The organism is Acinetobacter sp. NIPH1876 (assembly GCF_022808535.1).
Taxonomy (GTDB): Bacteria; Pseudomonadota; Gammaproteobacteria; order Pseudomonadales; family Moraxellaceae; genus Acinetobacter; species Acinetobacter higginsii.
Map to the genome: position 1 here is coordinate 201,971 of NZ_JALGBR010000008.1, position 19,928 is coordinate 221,898.

The 19,928-nt window shown below is 40.7% G+C and carries 21 protein-coding genes and 1 pseudogene; 8 read left to right on the plus strand and 14 right to left on the minus strand.

Annotated elements, in window-relative coordinates:
- The first annotated feature begins 351 nt into the window (after window positions 1-351).
- The 3 genes from MN869_RS10610 (at window position 352) to MN869_RS10620 (ending at window position 3,292) form a co-directional block, all read left to right on the plus strand.
- Entirely contained in the window at window positions 352-1,518 is a 1,167-nt protein-coding gene (locus tag MN869_RS10610) for an ATP phosphoribosyltransferase regulatory subunit (RefSeq protein ID WP_033133668.1), read from the plus strand.
- A 57-nt stretch (window positions 1,519-1,575) separates the two neighbouring features.
- Entirely contained in the window at window positions 1,576-2,895 is a 1,320-nt protein-coding gene (locus MN869_RS10615; protein WP_004805984.1) for an adenylosuccinate synthase, read from the plus strand.
- A 76-nt stretch (window positions 2,896-2,971) separates the two neighbouring features.
- On the plus strand, window positions 2,972-3,292 hold the full coding sequence (locus tag MN869_RS10620; RefSeq protein WP_033133669.1) for a putative quinol monooxygenase: 321 nt from the start codon (window positions 2,972-2,974) through the stop codon (window positions 3,290-3,292).
- Between the two features lie 325 nt (window positions 3,293-3,617).
- Here the strand turns inward: MN869_RS10620 and MN869_RS10625 are convergent, their stop codons facing one another.
- The gene (locus MN869_RS10625) at window positions 3,618-4,628 is read right to left on the minus strand and encodes a WYL domain-containing protein (protein WP_081406949.1); all 1,011 of its coding nucleotides are present in this window, start codon (window positions 4,626-4,628) and stop codon (window positions 3,618-3,620) included.
- Between the two features lie 212 nt (window positions 4,629-4,840).
- Between MN869_RS10625 and MN869_RS10630 the strand changes: the two genes are divergently transcribed.
- The 4 genes from MN869_RS10630 to MN869_RS10645 all read left to right on the plus strand — a co-directional run bounded on the left by MN869_RS10630 (window position 4,841) and on the right by MN869_RS10645 (window position 8,593).
- The gene (locus tag MN869_RS10630) at window positions 4,841-6,391 is read left to right on the plus strand and encodes a circularly permuted type 2 ATP-grasp protein (protein ID WP_033133671.1); all 1,551 of its coding nucleotides are present in this window, start codon (window positions 4,841-4,843) and stop codon (window positions 6,389-6,391) included.
- Window positions 6,392-6,463: 72 nt separating this feature from the next.
- Window positions 6,464-7,066 carry an alpha-E domain-containing protein gene (locus MN869_RS10635; RefSeq protein WP_033133672.1) on the plus strand — a complete coding sequence of 201 codons (603 nt, stop codon included), beginning with the start codon at window positions 6,464-6,466 and terminating at the stop codon, window positions 7,064-7,066.
- Window positions 7,063-7,842, plus strand: a complete 780-nt coding sequence (locus tag MN869_RS10640) for a transglutaminase family protein (RefSeq protein WP_033133673.1) — start codon at window positions 7,063-7,065, stop codon at window positions 7,840-7,842. Before MN869_RS10635 ends, MN869_RS10640 begins: the two co-directional genes overlap by 4 nt.
- A 16-nt stretch (window positions 7,843-7,858) precedes the next feature.
- Complete coding sequence (locus MN869_RS10645) at window positions 7,859-8,593, plus strand: proteasome-type protease (RefSeq protein ID WP_004805995.1); 735 nt, start codon at window positions 7,859-7,861, stop codon at window positions 8,591-8,593.
- A 49-nt stretch (window positions 8,594-8,642) separates the two neighbouring features.
- Here MN869_RS10645 and MN869_RS10650 read toward each other — a convergent pair whose 3' ends face one another.
- The 7 genes from MN869_RS10650 to rpsF all read right to left on the minus strand — a co-directional run bounded on the left by MN869_RS10650 (window position 8,643) and on the right by rpsF (window position 13,435).
- On the minus strand, window positions 8,643-9,113 hold the full coding sequence (locus MN869_RS10650; protein WP_033133674.1) for a DoxX family protein: 471 nt from the start codon (window positions 9,111-9,113) through the stop codon (window positions 8,643-8,645).
- Between the two features lie 61 nt (window positions 9,114-9,174).
- Window positions 9,175-10,248: an alanine racemase gene (alr, locus tag MN869_RS10655; RefSeq protein ID WP_004805999.1), complete on the minus strand. Its 1,074-nt coding sequence runs from the start codon at window positions 10,246-10,248 to the stop codon at window positions 9,175-9,177.
- Between the two features lie 57 nt (window positions 10,249-10,305).
- Entirely contained in the window at window positions 10,306-11,751 is a 1,446-nt protein-coding gene (gene dnaB / locus MN869_RS10660; protein ID WP_004806002.1) for a replicative DNA helicase, read from the minus strand.
- A gap of 186 nt (window positions 11,752-11,937) precedes the next feature.
- A complete protein-coding gene (locus MN869_RS10665) occupies window positions 11,938-12,237 on the minus strand; it encodes a TM2 domain-containing protein (protein WP_033133675.1) in 300 nt (99 codons plus the stop codon).
- Between the two features lie 116 nt (window positions 12,238-12,353).
- Window positions 12,354-12,800, minus strand: coding sequence for a 50S ribosomal protein L9 (rplI, locus tag MN869_RS10670; RefSeq protein WP_004654410.1), 447 nt, complete (start codon window positions 12,798-12,800; stop codon window positions 12,354-12,356).
- 12 nt (window positions 12,801-12,812) lie between these two features.
- Entirely contained in the window at window positions 12,813-13,040 is a 228-nt protein-coding gene (rpsR, locus tag MN869_RS10675) for a 30S ribosomal protein S18 (protein ID WP_000090661.1), read from the minus strand.
- 11 nt (window positions 13,041-13,051) lie between these two features.
- Window positions 13,052-13,435 carry a 30S ribosomal protein S6 gene (gene rpsF, locus MN869_RS10680; protein WP_004806006.1) on the minus strand — a complete coding sequence of 128 codons (384 nt, stop codon included), beginning with the start codon at window positions 13,433-13,435 and terminating at the stop codon, window positions 13,052-13,054.
- 173 nt (window positions 13,436-13,608) lie between these two features.
- Between rpsF and MN869_RS10685 the strand changes: the two genes are divergently transcribed.
- Entirely contained in the window at window positions 13,609-14,103 is a 495-nt protein-coding gene (locus MN869_RS10685; protein WP_033133676.1) for a hypothetical protein, read from the plus strand.
- A gap of 158 nt (window positions 14,104-14,261) precedes the next feature.
- Here MN869_RS10685 and cyoE read toward each other — a convergent pair whose 3' ends face one another.
- From cyoE to MN869_RS10715, 6 genes and pseudogenes are all read right to left on the minus strand, one after another.
- Window positions 14,262-15,140: a heme o synthase gene (cyoE, locus tag MN869_RS10690; RefSeq protein WP_241345132.1), complete on the minus strand. Its 879-nt coding sequence runs from the start codon at window positions 15,138-15,140 to the stop codon at window positions 14,262-14,264.
- 10 nt (window positions 15,141-15,150) lie between these two features.
- On the minus strand, window positions 15,151-15,480 hold the full coding sequence (locus MN869_RS10695) for a cytochrome o ubiquinol oxidase subunit IV (RefSeq protein ID WP_004806013.1): 330 nt from the start codon (window positions 15,478-15,480) through the stop codon (window positions 15,151-15,153).
- Entirely contained in the window at window positions 15,480-16,100 is a 621-nt protein-coding gene (gene cyoC / locus MN869_RS10700; RefSeq protein ID WP_004806016.1) for a cytochrome o ubiquinol oxidase subunit III, read from the minus strand. The genes MN869_RS10695 and cyoC overlap by 1 nt, the downstream gene beginning before the upstream one ends.
- A 4-nt stretch (window positions 16,101-16,104) precedes the next feature.
- Complete coding sequence (cyoB, locus tag MN869_RS10705; RefSeq protein WP_004806017.1) at window positions 16,105-18,096, minus strand: cytochrome o ubiquinol oxidase subunit I; 1,992 nt, start codon at window positions 18,094-18,096, stop codon at window positions 16,105-16,107.
- Between the two features lie 3 nt (window positions 18,097-18,099).
- The gene (cyoA, locus tag MN869_RS10710) at window positions 18,100-19,155 is read right to left on the minus strand and encodes a ubiquinol oxidase subunit II (RefSeq protein ID WP_004654397.1); all 1,056 of its coding nucleotides are present in this window, start codon (window positions 19,153-19,155) and stop codon (window positions 18,100-18,102) included.
- Window positions 19,156-19,454: 299 nt separating this feature from the next.
- Window positions 19,455-19,844 (minus strand): annotated as a pseudogene (locus MN869_RS10715) (RDD family protein); the annotation flags it as partial.
- Window positions 19,845-19,928 lie beyond the last annotated feature (84 nt).

Sequence of the window (19,928 nt, forward strand, 5' to 3'; positions counted from 1 at the left end):
CGGAATTTCGGACAGGCAGTCTTGCATGTGACTCCCAAGCAATCAATGTTGTAAAAATCAAACTTGATCAATTGCAAGCAGGGCAATAGTTCAGATGTTAGGCAGTTCTTAGGGACAAGAACATGGACTTATACTCTCAGTGATTAGTTTCAATCTATTGAATCTACTCGTTAATTTTTCTTACTTAGTGAAGTTATTTGATCAATAAACCCGAAAGATTTATTCAAATTCGAAGGTGCATCACATAAATCTTCGTGCTACACTACGCTGAATCGGGCATTCACCCGATTTTTTTATGTGGTTGCTTTTTGTGTGGATGCTTCCACATTGAACAGATTTTAGGTTTGGAACATGGCCATTTCAGAGACATGGTTGCTCCCTGACGGGGTAGCAGATGTATTGCCAGAACAAGCGCAAGTGGTTGAAACCTTGCGTCGAGAAGCGTTAGATTTCCTCGCAGTTCGAGGTTATCAATTGGTGTATACGCCATTTATTGAATACATCGAATCGCTCTCGCTACTTTCAGAATCTAATCAAGATTTAGATTTAGTTACCTTCAAAGTTATTGATCAACTATCTGGCCGTTTACTCGGTGTGCGTGCGGATATGACGCCGCAAGTTGCGCGTATAGATGCTCATGTTCGACCAATTGAAGGTGTAGCACGTTATTGCTATGCAGGTTCAGTCTTGCATACCAAACCACAGAATTTCAATGCAACCCGTGCACCTTTGCAGTTAGGTGCAGAGTTGTATGGTCATGACAGCATCGAAGCAGATGTTGAAATGATCAACGTTATGTTGGCGTTAATTGAGCATACTCATACTTTAGAGGGCGCTCATTTAGATTTAGGTCATGTTGGTTTATTCCGTAGTCTGGTTAAACGCGCTGGCTTAAATAAAAATACCGAAAGTGAACTTTCTGACTTATATCAGCGTAAAGCTTTCCCAGAGTTAGAAGAATTCACGCAAGATTTAGCGATGGGTGCGGACTTTTATGCTTTAGGGCGTTATGCAAGCGACCTTGATGCACTAGAAATGCATTTAAGCCAAGATATTTTAAATGATGCGGATTTCAAAAATGCATTAGATGCATTGAAATCTACATTAGCGCAAATCCAGTCACGTTGGTCGAATCTGAACATTGGGATAGATGTGGTTGAGTTACGCAGCTATCACTATCATACAGGTTTGATGTATGCCATTTATGCACCGAATCGTGCCGCACCACTGGCTCAAGGTGGTCGTTATGATGGTATTGGTGAGCATTTTGGGCGTGCGCGTCCAGCAACTGGATTTAGTTGTGACTTATATGCTTTAGGCGCGACTCAGTTTGTAGAAATTGAAACTGTGGTTGCACCGAAAGGCCATGATCAAGATTTATTAAATGCAATTGCAGATGTACGTGGCAAAGGTTCACGTGTGGTGCAGTTGTTGGGTAATGATGATTTAAGCTCAGTGCCTTATGCGACCCATCAGTTGGTGTCTCAAAACGGGCAGTGGGTGATTGAAAAAATTTAATTGCCAAGTTTTAAGACTTGGTTTCCAATTTTAACAGCATGATGTAATGAGGCTATTATGGGCAAAAATGTTGTGGTACTTGGTACCCAATGGGGCGACGAAGGAAAAGGTAAAATCGTCGACCTGCTCACAGATCAAGCGGCTGCGGTAGTTCGCTACCAAGGCGGACACAACGCAGGTCATACGCTTGTGGTAGGTGGTAAGAAGACTGTATTACACCTCATTCCATCAGGTATTTTACGTGAAAACGTATTGTGCTTAATCGGGAATGGTGTTGTTCTTTCTCCTGAAGCCTTGATTAAAGAAATGGCGATTTTGGAACAAGAAGGCGTACCTGTTAAAGAGCGTTTACGTATTTCTCCAAACTGTCCACTTATTTTGCCAAACCACATCGCGCTTGACCAAGCACGTGAGAAAAAACGTGGTAACGCGAAAATTGGTACAACTGGTCGCGGTATTGGCCCAGCTTACGAAGACAAAGTTGCACGTCGTGCTGTACGCGTAGCAGATTTGATTCGTGGTGGTGCTTTACTTGAAGAAAAACTCAAGGAAATGCTTGAGCTGCATAACTTCCAACTTTCTCAATTCTATGGCGTTGAAGAAGTTAAGTTTGAAGATGTACTTGCTCTTTGTGATGCATGGCGCGAAGTTCTTGCTCCATTAGTGATTGATGTAACGACTGTATTACATAATTACCGCAAAGAAGGTAAGGCAATCATGTTTGAAGGTGCGCAAGGTTCATTGCTGGACATCGATCATGGTACCTATCCATTTGTAACAAGCTCGAATACTACTGCTGGTGGCGTAAGCTCTGGTTCAGGTATGGGTCCATTGCATTTAGACTATGTATTGGGTATTACCAAAGCATATACAACACGTGTAGGTGCAGGTCCGTTCCCAACTGAGTTGCATTATGATGCAGCAACAGATACAGGTGATGCGATTGGTCGTCACTTAGGTACAGTTGGTCATGAGTTTGGCGCGTCTACTGGCCGTCAACGTCGTTGTGGTTGGTTTGATGCTGAGATTTTACGTCGTTCGGTTGATGTGAACTCGTTATCTGGTATTTGCCTAACTAAGCTTGATGTATTAGATGGTTTAGAAGAAGTAAAAATCTGTGTGGGTTATGAAGATGTAGATTCTGGCTGTGCAGGTTCTTCTGATGCGATTTCATTTGAAAGCTTGAAACCGATCTATGAAACCATGCCGGGTTGGAGCGAGTCTACTGTTGGTTTGACTCAAATTGATCAACTTCCTGCAAATGCATTGGCCTATGTACGTCGTATTGAAACTTTAATTGGTTGCCCAATTGATATCGTTTCAACAGGTCCTGACCGTGCAGAAACAATCGTATTGCGTCATCCATTTTCAGCATAAGCTGAATTGATGACAAAAAAGCTCTCATGAATTTGAGAGCTTTTTTTATGGGAAATATTTAGGGAGAGCGAGGTAAATGACCTTAAAACTGATTGCTGAAGACTATATCCAGCCAGACAAAATTGATGAGGTGTTAGCGCTTTATCAAGAGTTGGTAGAGAAAACTAAAGCCGAGGCAGGATGCATTGCTTATGATCTTTATCATGACCATAAACAAAAAGGGCATTTTGTTTTTATCGAAGAATGGGTTGATCGTGAAGCACTAGATTTACATGTACAGTCGGAGCATTTCCGGAAATTAGTGCCTCAGATTGATCAATATCAAATACAGGCTGGGCGTTTTACCCATTTGCATCGCTTCGAAGTTTTATTATCTGATAAAAAAGAAGATGAATAAGTTGATTTTGACGCAAAGATCAGCGATAGCAAAAAATTAGATTTTGATTCCAATCTTTGTTATTTCACAGTCTAAAAAATCCTCGTTATAGTGATTCTACGTTCAAACAAAGAGGGTTTAACCATGACCAAAAAGAGAATCCGCTACAATGGCTATGAATTAGCGTGCCGATGTTAATTTAAATCTAAGCGCTTAAAAAGGTACAAACCAATTTTGATCAAGGCGGGGAGAGAGGTTGGTTTGAACATTTAAACAATAAAAATAATATTGAGTGTTTGATAATAAAATTTATAAAAAATCGAAGAGAACCGAAAGGTTCTCTTTTTTATTGGGCTTGCTCTTCAATCTCTTTCACTGCGTTATAAACGGCAGCGGGTTCAATATTCAGCATTTTCTTACCAAAACTTCTGAGCCACCACACCAGTTGTGAGGTAAATGGAACAGTTGCAGAGACTTCGACAATGTTTTCTTCTAGATGTTGGATGATTTGATCCTTACTCAGCTGGCTTTCGTAGAAACTCTTGGCTGTACTCTCGGTCATGGTCAGTTTTAAATGAATTTGTTCGGTTGGCTTGCTGTAGTCAACACGGAAACCCAATGCACCTGATTCAATATAATTATCAATTTCAAAGTTCACAGGATGTAAGGCGCGACTTTCCAATACCGTTGCTGCTTTAAAGCGGTGCAAGGCGAAGGTTTGTACTTCAGTTTTATCATTTCGGGTACAGATTAAATAAATCACTGCACCTTTTTGAACCAAAGCCAGCGGATTGAGGATATAGGTCTTATCTTCGCCTTGATGGGTACGGGCGAGATAAATACATTCGATCTGTTTGTCTTGTAATAAACCTTCATAAATCGCTTGTTGTGCATGTTTGTCGACAACAGGCGGAATCAAGGGTTGTGTCGCCGGTACAATACGAACACGGTTGATCCATTGTCGAACATTATTTTGTGTCGATAGGCTACGTTTGGCCAAATCAAACCAAGGTGTCATTTCTTCTAATAAACTTGGTGGAAGCAAGTGACGTAAATGCTCTTCGACCATCATAAACGTAACCGCTTGCGAGCTGGTCATGTGGGGCAAGCTTTGAATTGGTGCATCTGAACGCCAACGCCAACCTTGTGGTACGGTTTTATTGCTCTCGATTGGGAAACGCTGAGCAATTTGATTTAAATCACGCTGAATGGTACGCAGACTGATATCAATGCCTTCGCGTTCTAATATTTCTTGTAATTCGCGTGTGCCCATCCATTTCCCAGTAGAAAGGCGGGATAAGATTTGCCATTGGCGATAAAGGCTATTGGATGTTTCTTTTTCTTGTATGGATGACATAAGCGAAATACATAATTCAATGGTCTAAAGCAGACACAATAAAAAAACTATACTTAATTATCAAGTCCATCCTATCTAGATTACGTATTTACGACTGAAATGACCCTAGTTTTGCTTAAATATTCTAAGTCTGGTTGAAAATTGATCATTTTGTATAAGTGGCATTGAAATTGCTTCCTTTAGATATAAATAAATGATGAGACGAGGTTTCTATGTCAGAACAAGAACACAACCTACATATCAGCACAGATTATTACGCACCAGAACCCAATCCAGCAGCATCCGTTGATACCTCTACATTTATTTCGCAGCTCAATGTGACCACCAATTTATTTGAGCAACTTAAATCACAATTTTTCAATGAAATGTTAGATGACAAAAGTTTTAACGGTGAAGCATCGAAAAAAATTGAGCAATGGTTGAGTATTCGTAGTCTTGATGATTTAAAAACACTAGAAGCACAAGCAAAACAGCATTTCTTATATCAAGGCATTACTTTTAATGTTTACGGTGATCAGGAGGGTGCTGAGCGTACCATTCCTTATGATTTGATACCGCGTGTGATTGAAAAGAAGCAATGGGAAAAGATCGCGACGGGCTGTGCACAACGAGTCAAAGCATTAAATTTATTTCTAGATGATATTTATCATGGACAGCATATTTTAAAAGAAGGTTTGATTCCTGCAGAACAGGTGATTGCGCACGAAGCGTTCCAGCCGCATATGCTAAAGCACCAGTTGAAAGGCAAGGTTTATTCACAAATTAGTGGTATCGATATCATCCGTGATGGGCAAGGTGATTTCTTTGTGTTGGAAGATAACCTACGCACACCATCAGGTGTGTCTTATATGCTGGAAAGTCGTAAAATCAGTCAGAAATTGATGCCAGATCTTTGTAGCAGTAATAATTTACAGGGGATTGAGCAATATCCAAGTCTGTTAAAAGCAATTCTCGAAGAAAATGCTTATGTCGATCAGCCATTAATTGTGGTGCTAACACCTGGGCGTTTTAATAGTGCCTATTATGAACATTCATTTCTAGCGCGTGAAATGGATGTACCGCTAGTGACCAGCCGAGATCTGTATGTAGAAGATGATAAGGTTTTTGTCAAAACTATTCGTGGTCGGCAGCAGGTAGACGTTATCTATCGCCGTGTTGATGATGAATTCTTGGATCCACTCAGTTTTAGACCTGACAGCACTTTGGGTGTACCCGGACTGATGTCTGCATATTTACAACACAATGTTGTGATTGCCAATGCACCGGGAACAGGGGTGGCGGATGACAAGTCGATTTATCCTTATGTCGATCAGATGATTCAGTTCTATTTAGGTGAAGTACCTATTTTGAATAATGTGCCAACTTATCAATGTCGAGAAGCGGAGCAACTGGATTACGTACTTAGTAATTTAGAAAAATTAGTGGTGAAAGAAGCACAAGGCTCAGGTGGTTATGGCATGTTGATTGGTCCTCAAGCAGATCAACAACAGATTGATTGTTTCAGACAGAAACTGATTGAGACGCCACATTTATATATTGCACAACCGACTTTGGCACTTTCCGTTGCTCCAACCATGACAGCAGAAGGCGTTGCTGAGCGACATATTGATTTAAGACCTTTTGTACTCAGCTCACCTTATCGCACTGAAATTGTGCCGGGTGGCTTAACACGTGTTGCCATGCAAGCAGGCTCTCTCGTGGTGAACTCTTCTCAAGGTGGTGGAATTAAAGATACATGGGTGGTTGAATCATTACGTTCCTGAACCATATCCACAGCCCGAAGATGATAACAATGCGGGCTGTGAGATTGAAGATTAAGAAAAGGGAGGAGATTTATGCTTTTACTTAGCTCAAGCGCTCAACATATTTATTGGTTAGGACGTTATTTATTCCGTATTGGTCATGTGGCTGGACATTTGCCTTTTGATGATAATTATCAGGCATCAGAATTTGCACAGGCACTTTGTTTGCATATTGATGATGCAGAAAACTTGAATCAATTTATGTTAGATCGTCAGCAGCCTTATTCTTTATTGAGTCAGCTTGAGATTGCGCGGGACAATATTCAGGAGTTGAGGGGATTATTAACCGCACAGGCCTATGCAGAACTCAATTATCTGATCAAAAATGTGGCAGCAGATGGATTAGCCATTCAGGATGTGGTGCATAGCTGTTGCGACATTCTGAAAGCTGAGCAAGAAGATATTTTTCTATTTTTTCATATTGGGCAATGTATTGAGCAAATTGATACCTATTTCAGATTTCAACACAATACACATGCTGTTTTTGATGCGATTGATCCAACCATTGAGCGGTTATATCATTTGGGATGGCAAGACTTACAACCGTGTTGGGAGACATTAAAAGAACAGCCATATTTAAATCAGTTTTATGCATTTACCTATAAATTGGAAAATCAATTTGAGGTATCCTCATGAAACTCATGGTGAATCACCAAACGCATTATCAATATACTGAGATTGCGCGGAACAGTGTCCAATCCATCAAAATGATGCCACAAAGTTCACGGCATCAGAGTGTAGAGAATTGGCATATTAGTGTGCCAGGACAGTACTCGTGTCAACGTGATGCATTTAATAACCTATGGATTACAGCAACGCAACGCCATGATTATCGTTATTTGACGATCATGGCACAGGGTGTAGTGGATTTGCATGCGACTGAGTTGGGTTATTTTGAGACAGATATTTCAGCATTACTGTTTTTACAACGCACGGCAATGACCTGCTGTGACCTGACCATGACGGATTTTGCGCATTCGATTGTTGCTGTAAAAGACCGCCACCATTTGATTGTTTTATCAGAAAAAATCTTACAGCAAGTGCCTTATCAACCTGAAAGTACCTCGGTTACGACCTCAGCTATTGATGCCTTTTATGCGGGTCAGGGAGTGTGCCAAGACCACGCACATATATTAATTGCCATGTGTCGTGCGTTACAATTACCTGCACGTTACGTTTCGGGCTATATCTACGATGAAAATCAGCCACACCTCGCCAGTCATGCATGGGCAGAGGTTTTTGTGGATAATGAGTGGTATTGTTTCGATGTAAGTAACCAGATATTTACACCCCAAAACCATATATACGTTGCAGTTGGACGTGATTATTTAGATGTGGCGCCTGTTCGTGGTATTCGTGAGCAAGGCGGGGTAGAAAGTATGATGTCTGTGGTGCAGGTTTTGGCGTGTTGAATGTAAAGAGAGAAAGATGACCTATTGTTGCGCATTAAGATTAGAGCAAGGTTTGGTGTTGATTAGTGATACCCGAACCAATGCAGGGGTCGATCATATTTCTGTATTTCGTAAGTTGCATACCTTTGGTGTTGAAGGTGAACGTTTTATTGCTTTGCAAACAGCAGGTAATTTGGCGACGACACAAGCCGTGATCGGGCATTTGCAGAATGCTTTGGCTTTGCATCAAGAGCCGAATTTGTATAGTGCCAATACCATGTTTGAAGTGGCTGAATTGGTTGGAAAAACTCTACGCAAAGTGCTTGAAGATATTACCAGTGACACCCAAGAACAGATGAATTATTCATGTAGCATATTGGTCGGTGGGCAAATTCAAGGCGAGGAGATACAGCTTTATAATGTGTATCCACAAGGGAACTTTATTTGTGCAACCACCGATACGCCGTATTTCCAAATTGGTGAAAGCAAGTACGGAAAACCGATTCTAGATCGTGCTTTACACTATGATATGCCTTTGGATGATGCACTGCGCTGTTCGCTTATTTCTTTTGATTCGACTTTGCGCTCGAATGTTTCAGTGGGTTTGCCTTTAGATGCACTGGTTTACCATAAAGATAGTTTTAAAATTCCAGAAGGTAAGCGGATTGGTGAGGATGATCCTTATTTTACTCAGATTAGTCGACAGTGGTCTGAGACCTTGCGCCGTGGTTTACAAGAGTTACCAAAGCCAACAGCGGACTATGGTTTATAACTTCCTTAAACTCCCTCAAAAGCATAGATCCTTTTGAGGGAGAATCATCCTAAGATGTTGTTATATTTTTGCTTAGAATAAGATCTAGCGACAGTATGCTTGGCCGAGATGTAATCAATATCGCCAGAATGAGCATATACAATAGGTCATGTATATAGAAGAACCAACTGAGCCAGCTTATCGGATCTAAGCCGCTTGGAATCGTATGAATCCCAACCGTGTATAGTGCTGTCAGGCAGATCATAAACAAGAAAATACTGCTGATCTGAGTAAATAAGCCCAAAATCAGAAATAAACCTGCAAGCATTTCAGTGACTGACACAAAGCTACTCATGATTGCTGGAAATGGAATGCCTGCATCAATGATCGTTTCCAGCATAATCAGTTTATTTTTTTCAACGAAAAGTTTATTGAAGCCTGTGGTGAAGAAAAAAATGCCGATCGAAATTCGGATCAAAAAGAGCACGAATTGCTGGATCGGCATTTTATACAGCGGATTATCATAAATCAGTTTGAGCATTCTGGATCTGAATGGTTAAAACCTTATTAGAGATAAAACACAAAAATTGATCAAGTAATGTTTAGTTATCTAATTGACGTATTGGGCGTTGGGTGAGGCGGCAAAGTAGCTCGTAGCCGATAGTTCCGTTTGCTGCTGCAACATCATCAACCAGGCGAGATTGGCCCCAAAGCTCAACTTTTGTGCCAATTTCTGCTTTAACATTGCTGATATCAATGGCGATCATATCCATGCTGACACGGCCGACTACAGGAACAAGTTGCTGATCGATGGCAACAAAGTTTTGCTCGATATACGCGCGTGGATAGCCGTCACCATAGCCAATCGAAACAATGGCAATTTGTGACGTACATGACGCTGAGTAGGTCGAGCCATAACCGACAAACTCACCTTGTTGAATCTGATTGAGGGCAATAATTTCGGCACTAAAAGTCATTACCGGCTTTAGATCGAGTTCATGTACATTGCGATCCGCGAAGGGTGATGCACCGTAAAGCATGATGCCCGGACGAACAAAATCAAAATGCAGTTCAGGGTATTTATAAATCGCAGCAGAATTACAGCAAGATACCAAGATCGGTTCACAGGCTTGTTTTACCTGTAAGAATTGTTGCTTTTGTTGCTCATTTAAGGGGTGGTCTACGTCAGCATTGGCAAAATGCATGGCAAGTACACAGGTAAAACCTTCAGTTTTTAAACGTTGAATCACGTTAATGATTTCATCGACTTTGAAACCTAAACGGTTCATGCCGCTATTTAGTTTAACCCAAACCTTTAAACCCAACGCATTATAAGCAGCTTTATGTTGAATCAACCATTCTACTTGTTGTTTGTGATGTACGATGCATTCAAGTTTCTGCTCGATGACTTGCGTCATTTCATCTTCAGAAAATACACCTTCAATCAATGTAATCGGCTGAGTGTATCCAAGTTGCCTGATCTCCAGTGCTTCTTCTAAACAGGCGACACCAAAAGCGTCCGTGGCCTCAAGGGCGGCTAAACAGTTTTTGACTCCATGTCCATAAGCATTGGCTTTGACCATACTGACGATTTTTGAATGTGGAGCAAGTTGTTTAACACGGTTTAAATTATATTGCAGTGCTTCACTGTCAATATAAACTGTTGCTTGGCGCACCCTGAGTTCTCCTTTGGGTCGACTTGGATTGTATATAAAATAGAAATAGTTTGAATGTTATTCGTCATCTTCATACTGAGCATAGAACTCAGGTGAGAGATTACTAAAACGCGTATATTGACCTTCAAATGCGAGACGTACGCTACCAATTGGACCGTTACGTTGCTTACCGATAATGATTTCAGCAGTACCAGCTTCTTTAGATTCTTTGTTATAGACTTCATCACGGTAAATAAACATGATCAAGTCGGCATCCTGCTCGATCGCACCCGATTCACGTAAGTCTGACATTACTGGGCGTTTGTTTGGTCGGTTCTCCAAACTACGGTTAAGCTGAGACAGTGCAATTACAGGGCATTGCATTTCTTTGGCCAAAGCTTTTAAGCTTCGTGAAATTTCCGAGATCTCGCCGACACGGTTATCACCCATGCCTGGGACTTTCATCAACTGTAAGTAGTCGACCATGATACAGCCGATTTTACCGTCATGCATTTTAGCTACACGACGCGCACGTGCACGTAGTTCGGTGGGTGGTAGGGCAGATGAGTCATCGATATAGAGATGCATTTCTTGTAGCTGAAGAATAGTTCCAGTGACTTTGGTCCATTCGTCTGCATCGAGATTACCTGAACGTAGATGGCCCTGATGGACTTTACCCATTGCTGAAATCAAACGCATAGCAATCGAGTCTGCTGGCATCTCCATAGAGAATACGAGAGCAGGTAGGCGGTTGTATTGCAGTACACTTTCAACCAGGTTCATGGCGAACGTGGTTTTACCCATCGATGGACGTGCTGCAACAATAATCAAATCTCCCGCCTGCATCCCTGATGTTTTATTATCAAGCTCTAAGAAGCCTGTGGTTAAACCAGTAATGTTGCCATCTAGTTTAGACAGTTCATCTAATTTGGTGATAACGTCAGCAGTCACAGAGCTGATTGATTTTGGCCCAGAATCTTTTTTATTGTTATTGTGCTGTTCTGCCAAAGAGAAAATACTGGTTTCTGCTAAATCAAGAATTTCACTGACTGGACGACCTTTGGTGTCATAAGCATTTTGTAAAATATCACTGCTGATCTTGATCATGTTACGCAGAGTTGAGAACTCTTTGATTTTATTTGCATAAATTTCAAGGTTGTAGAAGCTTGATGGAGAGTCTGCCATCAATTGCATCAGATATTCTTCACCACCAATGGCATCTAACAGGTTTTGTTTGAGCAACCAGTCATTGACCAAAACAGCGTCATACGGTGAGTTTTCCTGTGCTAGTTTTTCGATGGCACGATAAATATATTTGTGACGTGTCGCATAAAAATCATTTTCTTTAAGCAGGTCGCTGACTTGTTCAAATGATTCAGCAACCGTCATTAACGCTGCCAATACCGCTTGCTCAATTGCAAGATTATGAGGTGGAGTGCGAAATTCTTTTAGTTGACCTGAGTCACTCACTTTACTCTCTGTGTTTGGAGAATTTTTTGTAAAATTGGCATTCGCCTGTGACATAACAAGACCTAATAAAAAGATGAAACAAAACCGAATGACTATCTTAATCCAAATGGAGGTCGTCGGCACAATTTAATTCAGTGAAAATTGTGAAAGTGATGCAATAGCATAATAGATAGTCACTTCTACTATCACAGCTAGTGTTATGGTGCTTCTTATGTATTGATTGAGATAAAAGACTTTGTTTTAAGGTTTTACAAACCAGTCCTGAACAAATTTGCCATTTTTTAAGCGATACGCTGAAAGGCCGTAGCGAAGGTTATTCTCTTGGGCATCTTTAACAAAGCCATTGTCTTTGCCTAAAGAATAGAGAAAAGCATCAAGCAGGAGTAGGGCTGTATCGATAAACCACCAAAAGCCTAAACCGCCAAAAGTAATTAATTTTAAAATGCCACTGGTTTTTTTTCCGAGATAGAAACGATCTATGCCAAAGAACCCTAAAAACATGGCAAGTACCAAAGCGATGATACGATTTTTATTTTGCATATGTGGTCCTATAGAGATGAAAATTATAAGATTTAAAACTTAATTAGATATGTTTTTGTATTTTTTAGAGATAAAAAAAAAGAGCATGTAAAACATGCTCTTTTTCTTTGCAGAAATTACTCAGATACGATAGTAACGAGAACTTCAGCAACAACATCATGGTGCAATTGGATTGCGATGTTGAATTCACCAGTGTGACGAAGCGCACCGTTTGGTAAACGAACTTCTGCACGGTCTACAACAAGACCAGCATTAGTTAAAGCATCAGCGATGTCACGAGTACCGATAGAACCGAATAGTTTACCTTCGTCACCAGCTTTCGCAGTGATTACGATGTTAACTTCGTTCAATTGTTCAGCACGTGCATTCGCAGCAGCTAATACTTCAGCTTCTTGCTTCTCAAGTTCAGCACGACGAGCTTCAAAAGCAGCAGTGTTTGCTTCTGTTGCAGCTACAGCTTTACCTTGAGGGATCAAGAAGTTACGACCGTAACCAGCTTTAACTGATACTTTGTCGCCTAATTTACCAAGGTTTTTAATGCGTTGTAATAAGATAACGTCCACAGCTCACCTCACTTACTTATGGTTGTCAGTGTACGGAATCAAAGACAAATAGCGAGCTTGTTTAATAGCTAACGCTAATTGACGTTGATAACGAGCTTTAGTACCTGTAATACGGCTAGGAACAATCTTGCCGTTTTCAGTGATGTACTGTTTTAATGTGTCGATATCTTTGTAGTCGATGTACGCAACATTCTCAGCTGTAAAGCGGCAGAACTTGCGACGACGGTAAAAACGTGCCATTGATGTTCTCCTTATTCAGCTTCTGGAACTGCTTGTTGTGCTTCTTCACGTTGAGCTTTACGCGCACGTTTTTCTTCAGCACTTTTAGCAAGCAAAGATTCTTCAGTAATTGCGTTTTCACGACGGATAATGATGTTACGAATAATTGCATCGTTATAACGGAACAATTCTTCTAACTCATCAAGCGTCGTTTGACCACATTCAACATTCATAAGAATGTAGTGTGCTTTGTGAATTTTGTTAATCGGGTAAGCCAATTGGCGGCGGCCCCAATCTTCTAAACGGTGAATTTGACCTTCAGCTTCTTTGATCTGAGAGATATAGCGTTCAACCATACCTACAACTTGATCGCTTTGGTCTGGATGTACCAATAGTACGATTTCGTAGTGACGCATTGTCAGCTCCTTACGGTTTAAGCAGCCCCTAATTAAAAAATTAGAAGCAAGGAGTCATAACTAAAAAGTTATGTCGCAAATTGCGAAGCGGGGATTATATGCAAATTGACGCTATAAAGCAAATTTGCCATAGTCTTTGTGATATATTTTTTAAATAAAAATAGGCAATAAAAATGGAACCACAATTTATAAAGACAGTTGCCCTGCTTGAGTCGATTTTGCAGTCGAATACTGAGGAGGCATATTTAGACGCTTTTGAGCAATACCAAGGTAACATTTACCAAATCTTAATGATTGTCGATTGGCGTGAAGAGGACGAGGCGATTATTGAATATTGCGAAAATATTTTACAAACGGGGAGTTTGCGGGCAGAGATACAAAATGCGGATAACCTGCAAGGATTTACCATTACTGTTTATTATCAGAATCAAACTTTGATTATTCCTTATCAAGGTGAGGGCGCAGATCGAGATACCACCTTAAAAGCACTCAATCAAATTTTGCAGCCTGATTATGAAATCCGTTTTTGTGTGGCTTCCGATGGGTCCGATACCTTGGAGTTCATTCCGTTACCTCAAGAGGTATGGCAAAAATTAGATCAAAAATATCCACATAATATTGATCAATTTTTTAGACGTTTTGAGCCAGACAGTGAGTTTTTTGGCTAGAGTCGTGTTGCAGGTTAATCTTTAAAGATTATATGTAACGACTGATTTGGAATTTAGTCTGGGCTTGTTTCATTTAGGCAATAAAGAACGAAATGTTTTTATTGCACGAAATGATAAAAATTGGGAGAGCATAAAAAGATAGAGCATTCTCTATCTTTTTAAAAAATAGGAAAGAATGGTGCAGGGCTTTTAAAGGTGAAGCTAAAGCTTAAACTGATAACAGTAATGAGGATTACTGAGAAAAGGAAAAAGCGTTTGGCCCAAAGCTGATCATCTTCGGCCTTGAATCCTAAAATAGCAATGTAGAACCAGTAAATGCAAAGTATATTACAGATGACCAAGAACACGATATTGGTGTATCCATATACATATAATGCATTCATCGATAGAGTAAATAAAACCACATAAATCAGTGATTCGATTTTTGTTCTAAGGATTGAACGGGCTACAGGTAGAATAGGAACGCCTGCATTTTTATAGTCGTCAAAACGATAAATTGCGATTGCCCATGAATGCGGCATTTGCCATAAAGCATATGCAACAAAGATCAATAGGGCTGCCATATCGAACTGATGACTTACAGCCACATAACCAATAACAGGTGGACTCGCTCCAGAAATACTACCGATCACGGTTTGATGGATTGTGGTGCGTTTGCTCCACAAACTATAAAAACCGACATAGACGACAAAACCAATGACAGCGAATAAAAAAGCATAAGCATTAACATAAAACCAGAGCATGCTAAAGCCAATCACACCTAAAACCAGCGCATAGCACATGGCAACAGGAGGGGAAATGGTTTTGGTCACAAGTGCACGGTTCATGGTGCGTTGCATTTTCTGATCGATGTCTTGATCAATTACGTTATTAACTACACAACCAGAAGCAACCACTAATGTTGTTCCGAGAAGAGTAAGTAATAATAAGAGGCAGTCTATAGAGCCTTGGGCGGCTAAGAAGAAGCCGCCCAAGGTGGTAATAAAATTACCGAAGAGAATTCCTGGTTTAGTCAGGAATAAGTACTTTTTCCACATGACGATCAGTTTAGATCATCATGTTGTAGTGTAGGTAATTCATAATCCACACAGAGCCGACTAAAAGTACAGCGATACATAAGATTGTGTAGATAAATGCAATAAGGTTCCAACGTTGGTCAGATGATGTATTCATGTGTAAGAAATACACAAGTTGTACAAGTACCTGAGCAACAGCAGTAATTGCAATTACTGTAACTAAAATGCCACGACTAAAACCACCAGCCATCACCATCCCGAAAGGGATGATGGTAAGGATGACAGATAGGATAAATCCAATCGTGTATTGTTTAAAGTTACCGTGTGACGCACCTGCAGCATTATGGTCATGACTACTCATTAGAGAACTCCCAGTAAGTAAACGACGCTGAATACACAGATCCAAACGATGTCAAGGAAGTGCCAGAACAAGCTTAAGCAAGCAAGACGACGTGTATTCGGTAAAGTCAAACCATTCTTTTTAATTTGGTAGATTAATACCAGCATCCACACTAAACCAGAAGTTACGTGGATACCGTGTGTACCAACCAAAGTAAAGAATGCAGATAAGAATGCACTGTGAGTTGGACCATGGCCTTCGTGTACAAGGTGATGGAACTCATAGATTTCCATACCAATGAACGATGCACCAAAAAGGAATGTAACAAACAACCAAGTGATCACTTGATTTACATTCTTTTTATAAGATGCAAGTACAGCAAAACCAAATGTTACCGATGAAATCAATAAGGCAAATGTTTCAGTTAACACGAAGCCTAATGAATCATGGAACAGGTCATATGCACTTGGGGTTCCTGGCGGGATATGACTGCTTAATACAGCGAACGCAATGAAGAGTGATCCGAAAAGAATCAAGTCACTCATCAAGTATGTCCAGAAACCAAAGACCGTTAAGTCAGTATCATCATGTTCATGATGACCATCGTGGCCGTGGTTGTCGTGATGAAGTACTTCAGCCATTTCCTTAGTCCTTCTTCAAGTGTTTTTCAAGTAATGCATAGCGTTCGTTTTCAATACGCTCAACTTCAGCAGCAGGAACGTAGTAATCAACATTCTTCGTGAATGAGCTTACGATCAAGCTAACAATAGCTGAAACGAATGAAACAACAGCGAGCCACCAAATATGCCAGATGAGTGCAAAGCCAAGAATTGTAATGAACATTGCAATGACAAAACCAGCAGCACGATCAGTCGGCATGTGGATGTCTTCATATTTAGTGTTACGTGCGTATGCTACACCATTTTCTTTGTCAGTCCAGAAACGGTCAACGCCGCTAGCATCTGGTTCATGCGCAAAGTTATAGAACGGAGCAGGAGATGACGTTGCCCATTCAAGGGTACGGCTATCCCATGGATCGCCTGTATGGTCCATGTTGTCCTTACGTTGTAAGAAACCAACGATGATTTGCATTAAGAAACATGCAATACCGATCGCGATAAGGACAGCACCAAACAATGCAATCGCTAAGTATGGATCCCACTCAGGGTTGTCATATGTATTCAAACGACGCGTCATACCCATGAAACCAAGGATATAAAGTGGCATGAATGCAAAATAGAAACCAATGAACCAGAACCAGAACGCAGCTTTACCCCATGCTTCGTTGAGCTTCCAACCAAACATTTTCGGCCAGTAGAAGATGATGCCGGCAAACATACCAAACACCACACCACCGATAATTACGTTATGGAAGTGAGCGATCAAGAATAATGAGTTGTGTACAAGGAAGTCCGCAGGTGGAACAGCCATAAGTACACCAGTTAAACCACCGATACCGAATGTTACAAGGAAGCCAAGCGTCCATAACATAGGAGTAGTATAGGTGATGCGACCTTTATACATTGTGAATAACCAAGAGAAGATTTTCACACCTGTAGGAATCGCAATAACCATGGTCATGATACCGAAGAACGCGTTAACGTTCGCACCAGCACCCATGGTGAAGAAGTGGTGAAGCCATACAACAAACGCAAGTACAGTAATCGCAATCGTCGCATACACCATTGACTTATAACCGAACAACGCTTTACGAGAGAAGGTTGCAACGATTTCTGAGTATAAACCAAATGCTGGTAATACTAAGATATATACTTCAGGGTGACCCCATGTCCAAATCAAGTTCACATAAAGCATTGGGCTACCGCCAAGCTCATTTGTGAAGAAATGGAAGCCGAAGTAACGGTCTAAAGTAAGCATTGCAAGCGTACCTGTTAATACAGGGAATGATGCAATGATTAATACAGCCGTACAAAGTGAAGTCCACGTGAAAATAGGCATGTCCATTAATTTCATGCCAGGTGCACGCATTTTGATGATGGTAACAAAGAAGTTAACACCAGATAAAAGCGTACCTAGACCAGAAACCTGAAGTGCCCAGATATAGTAGTCAACACCAACACCAGGAGAATATTGAATGCCAGATAGAGGAGGGTAAGCCATCCAACCAGTCGCAGCAAATTCACCTAATACAAGTGAAAGCATCATTAAACCAGCAGCACCAGCGAATAACCAGAAGCTTAAAGAGTTTAATAATGGGAAGGCAACGTCACGAGCACCAATCTGTAAAGGTACAGAGATGTTCATCATACCAACAACAAGACCCATTGCTACGAAGAAGATCATGATGACACCGTGCGCGGTGAAGATCTGGTCGTAGTGGTCAGGGTGTAAGTAACCTTCGCCGCCGCCTTTCGCGAGGAAAAGTTGTAGACGCATCATGATCGCATCGGCGAAGCCACGCAACAGCATGACTACAGATACGATGATATACATGATACCAATCTTTTTATGGTCTACAGTGATAAACCATTCGTTCCACAAATATCCCCATTTCTTGAAATAGGTAATACCGCCTAATACAGCAATTGCACCAAGTGCCATAAAGACCATGGTGACAAGTACAAGGGGTTCAGTCGGGATAGAATCCCACCCCAATTTACCAAAAATCATATCCATGTCTTATTCCCCTTGAGCAGCGTGTTCTGCTGCAGCATGAGTTTCTGCCGTTGCATCATGTCCAGCAGAATGGTCAGCACCGTGATAGTTACTCATGTAGTGGTTGATGATTGTTTCAAACAATTTTGGCTCAACTGATGAGTAATAAGTCACTGGGTGTGGCTTAGTCGGGAACGGTTTCATCGCTTCAGCTTTTGCAAGTGCTTCTTCATCACCAGCAGCTTTAGCACGATTCACTAAATGCTCGATCTGATGCTTAGAACGATCGCCATCTTTAAGCGTTGCTAACTCAGCTTGGTCAAGTGTGCCTTTTTGAATTGCTTCAGGGTTAATACTTGTACCATTACCAGCTTTCACTGCTTCTACCCATTGTGCAAATTCTGGTTCAGTCACGCTATGTGCTTTAAAGCGCATTTGTGAGAAACCGTAACCTGAATAGTTTGCTGAGAAACCACGGAAGATACCTGGTTCGTCGGCTAATAGGTGAAGGTGAGTTTGCATACCAGCCATTGCGTAAATCTGACCGCCTAACTGTGGGATGAAGAACGAGTTCATCGTGAAGTTAGAAGTGATCTTAAAGCTTACTGGTGTTTGTTCTGGGAAGCGTACTTCGTTTACCGTTGCAATGTTTTGCTCAGGATAGATAAAAATCCACTTGAACTGTTCAGCGACAGCTTGAATAGTCAATGGTGCTTTATCTGATTCTAACGGACGGTAAGGGTCGTACTTGTGGGAACCCCACCAAGTTAACCAAGCTAAAATACCAATAATAATGACAGGTACACCCCATACAACGATCTCAATTGTCGTTGAGTGTGCCCAAGTAGGTTTATAGTCTGCATCTTTATTCGATGCGCGATATTTCCAACCAAACCATAATGCCATAATGATTGATGGAATCACCACCAATAGCATTAAATAGATCGCAGTCATCATCAGGTTACTTTGACCTTGACCAACTGGACCTTTATTGTTTAGAAGTACCATATCACCGCCACACCCAGTCAAGAGCGCAGCCATCGTTGATAAAGACAATACAGCTAAAATCGTTTGTCTCATTTTACAACCTCGGTGAAGAGTCCCATTCCCTAATTAAAATTATGGGATAGCGATTAAAGTGTCGCGTGATTGATAAGGATTGGTTAAAAAATGCTTAGCAATCACGCGACACCGCAACGTTGTTGGGCATTATGCCTTATATTGAAAAACTAAGCTACTCATAAAGTCGTGTGAAATACTTGTTTTAAAACCCGATTTATTTTGTAGGGATTGTTATTTGCATCTGTGTTTTTTATATAGATATCAGCTTAATACATAAAAAAAGAGGAATAAATCCTCTTTTGTTTATCGATTTGTGATTACTGCTTAATGACCTTAGTTTTTGCCATTTTATCGTGCAAAGTTTGACGATTTTTGGTAAATGCGAATAAAGCATAATCAATCACGGTAATGATTGGGACAAGGATCAAATTGAGAATGATAAAGAACACGCTTCTCAACCAAAAGGCCCGAATTGTGCTGACTTTTTCTGATGTTTCGACATCCACAATTTTAATCTTGGCGATTTTTTTACCAATACTCTGGCCTGATTTTGCAATAAAGAACGCCTGAATCATGAGCATGATAATGAGGTAAGCAAAGATCATTATCCATGCTTCATTTGGAATTAGCTGCATCAATTGATGCTGTAATTCTACTGCTTTATCAGATGCAATTTGGGTGGCTTGCATCTGTTTTTGAATTTCAAACGGCTTTGTTGCATAAATAAATTTCATCCCCATACATGTTAGATGAATACAGAATCAAAAAGCCGATACAAAACAACGAACTGG

Bases quoted from the DNA above. Each gene is read 5' to 3' on its own strand.
- MN869_RS10610 (WP_033133668.1), top strand. From the start codon at position 352: ATGGCCATTTCAGAGACATGGTTGCTCCCTGACGGGGTAGCAGATGTA.
- MN869_RS10615 (WP_004805984.1), top strand. From the start codon at position 1,576: ATGGGCAAAAATGTTGTGGTACTTGGTACCCAATGGGGCGACGAAGGA.
- MN869_RS10620 (WP_033133669.1), top strand. From the start codon at position 2,972: ATGACCTTAAAACTGATTGCTGAAGACTATATCCAGCCAGACAAAATT.
- MN869_RS10625 (WP_081406949.1), bottom strand. From the start codon at position 4,628: ATGTCATCCATACAAGAAAAAGAAACATCCAATAGCCTTTATCGCCAA.
- MN869_RS10630 (WP_033133671.1), top strand. From the start codon at position 4,841: ATGTCAGAACAAGAACACAACCTACATATCAGCACAGATTATTACGCA.
- MN869_RS10635 (WP_033133672.1), top strand. From the start codon at position 6,464: ATGCTTTTACTTAGCTCAAGCGCTCAACATATTTATTGGTTAGGACGT.
- MN869_RS10640 (WP_033133673.1), top strand. From the start codon at position 7,063: ATGAAACTCATGGTGAATCACCAAACGCATTATCAATATACTGAGATT.
- MN869_RS10645 (WP_004805995.1), top strand. From the start codon at position 7,859: ATGACCTATTGTTGCGCATTAAGATTAGAGCAAGGTTTGGTGTTGATT.
- MN869_RS10650 (WP_033133674.1), bottom strand. From the start codon at position 9,113: ATGCTCAAACTGATTTATGATAATCCGCTGTATAAAATGCCGATCCAG.
- dnaB (WP_004806002.1), bottom strand. From the start codon at position 11,751: ATGTCACAGGCGAATGCCAATTTTACAAAAAATTCTCCAAACACAGAG.
- MN869_RS10665 (WP_033133675.1), bottom strand. From the start codon at position 12,237: ATGCAAAATAAAAATCGTATCATCGCTTTGGTACTTGCCATGTTTTTA.
- rpsR (WP_000090661.1), bottom strand. From the start codon at position 13,040: ATGGCACGTTTTTACCGTCGTCGCAAGTTCTGCCGCTTTACAGCTGAG.
- rpsF (WP_004806006.1), bottom strand. From the start codon at position 13,435: ATGCGTCACTACGAAATCGTACTATTGGTACATCCAGACCAAAGCGAT.
- MN869_RS10685 (WP_033133676.1), top strand. From the start codon at position 13,609: ATGGAACCACAATTTATAAAGACAGTTGCCCTGCTTGAGTCGATTTTG.
- cyoE (WP_241345132.1), bottom strand. From the start codon at position 15,140: ATGTGGAAAAAGTACTTATTCCTGACTAAACCAGGAATTCTCTTCGGT.
- MN869_RS10695 (WP_004806013.1), bottom strand. From the start codon at position 15,480: ATGAGTAGTCATGACCATAATGCTGCAGGTGCGTCACACGGTAACTTT.
- cyoC (WP_004806016.1), bottom strand. From the start codon at position 16,100: ATGGCTGAAGTACTTCATCACGACAACCACGGCCACGATGGTCATCAT.
- cyoB (WP_004806017.1), bottom strand. From the start codon at position 18,096: ATGGATATGATTTTTGGTAAATTGGGGTGGGATTCTATCCCGACTGAA.
- cyoA (WP_004654397.1), bottom strand. From the start codon at position 19,155: ATGAGACAAACGATTTTAGCTGTATTGTCTTTATCAACGATGGCTGCG.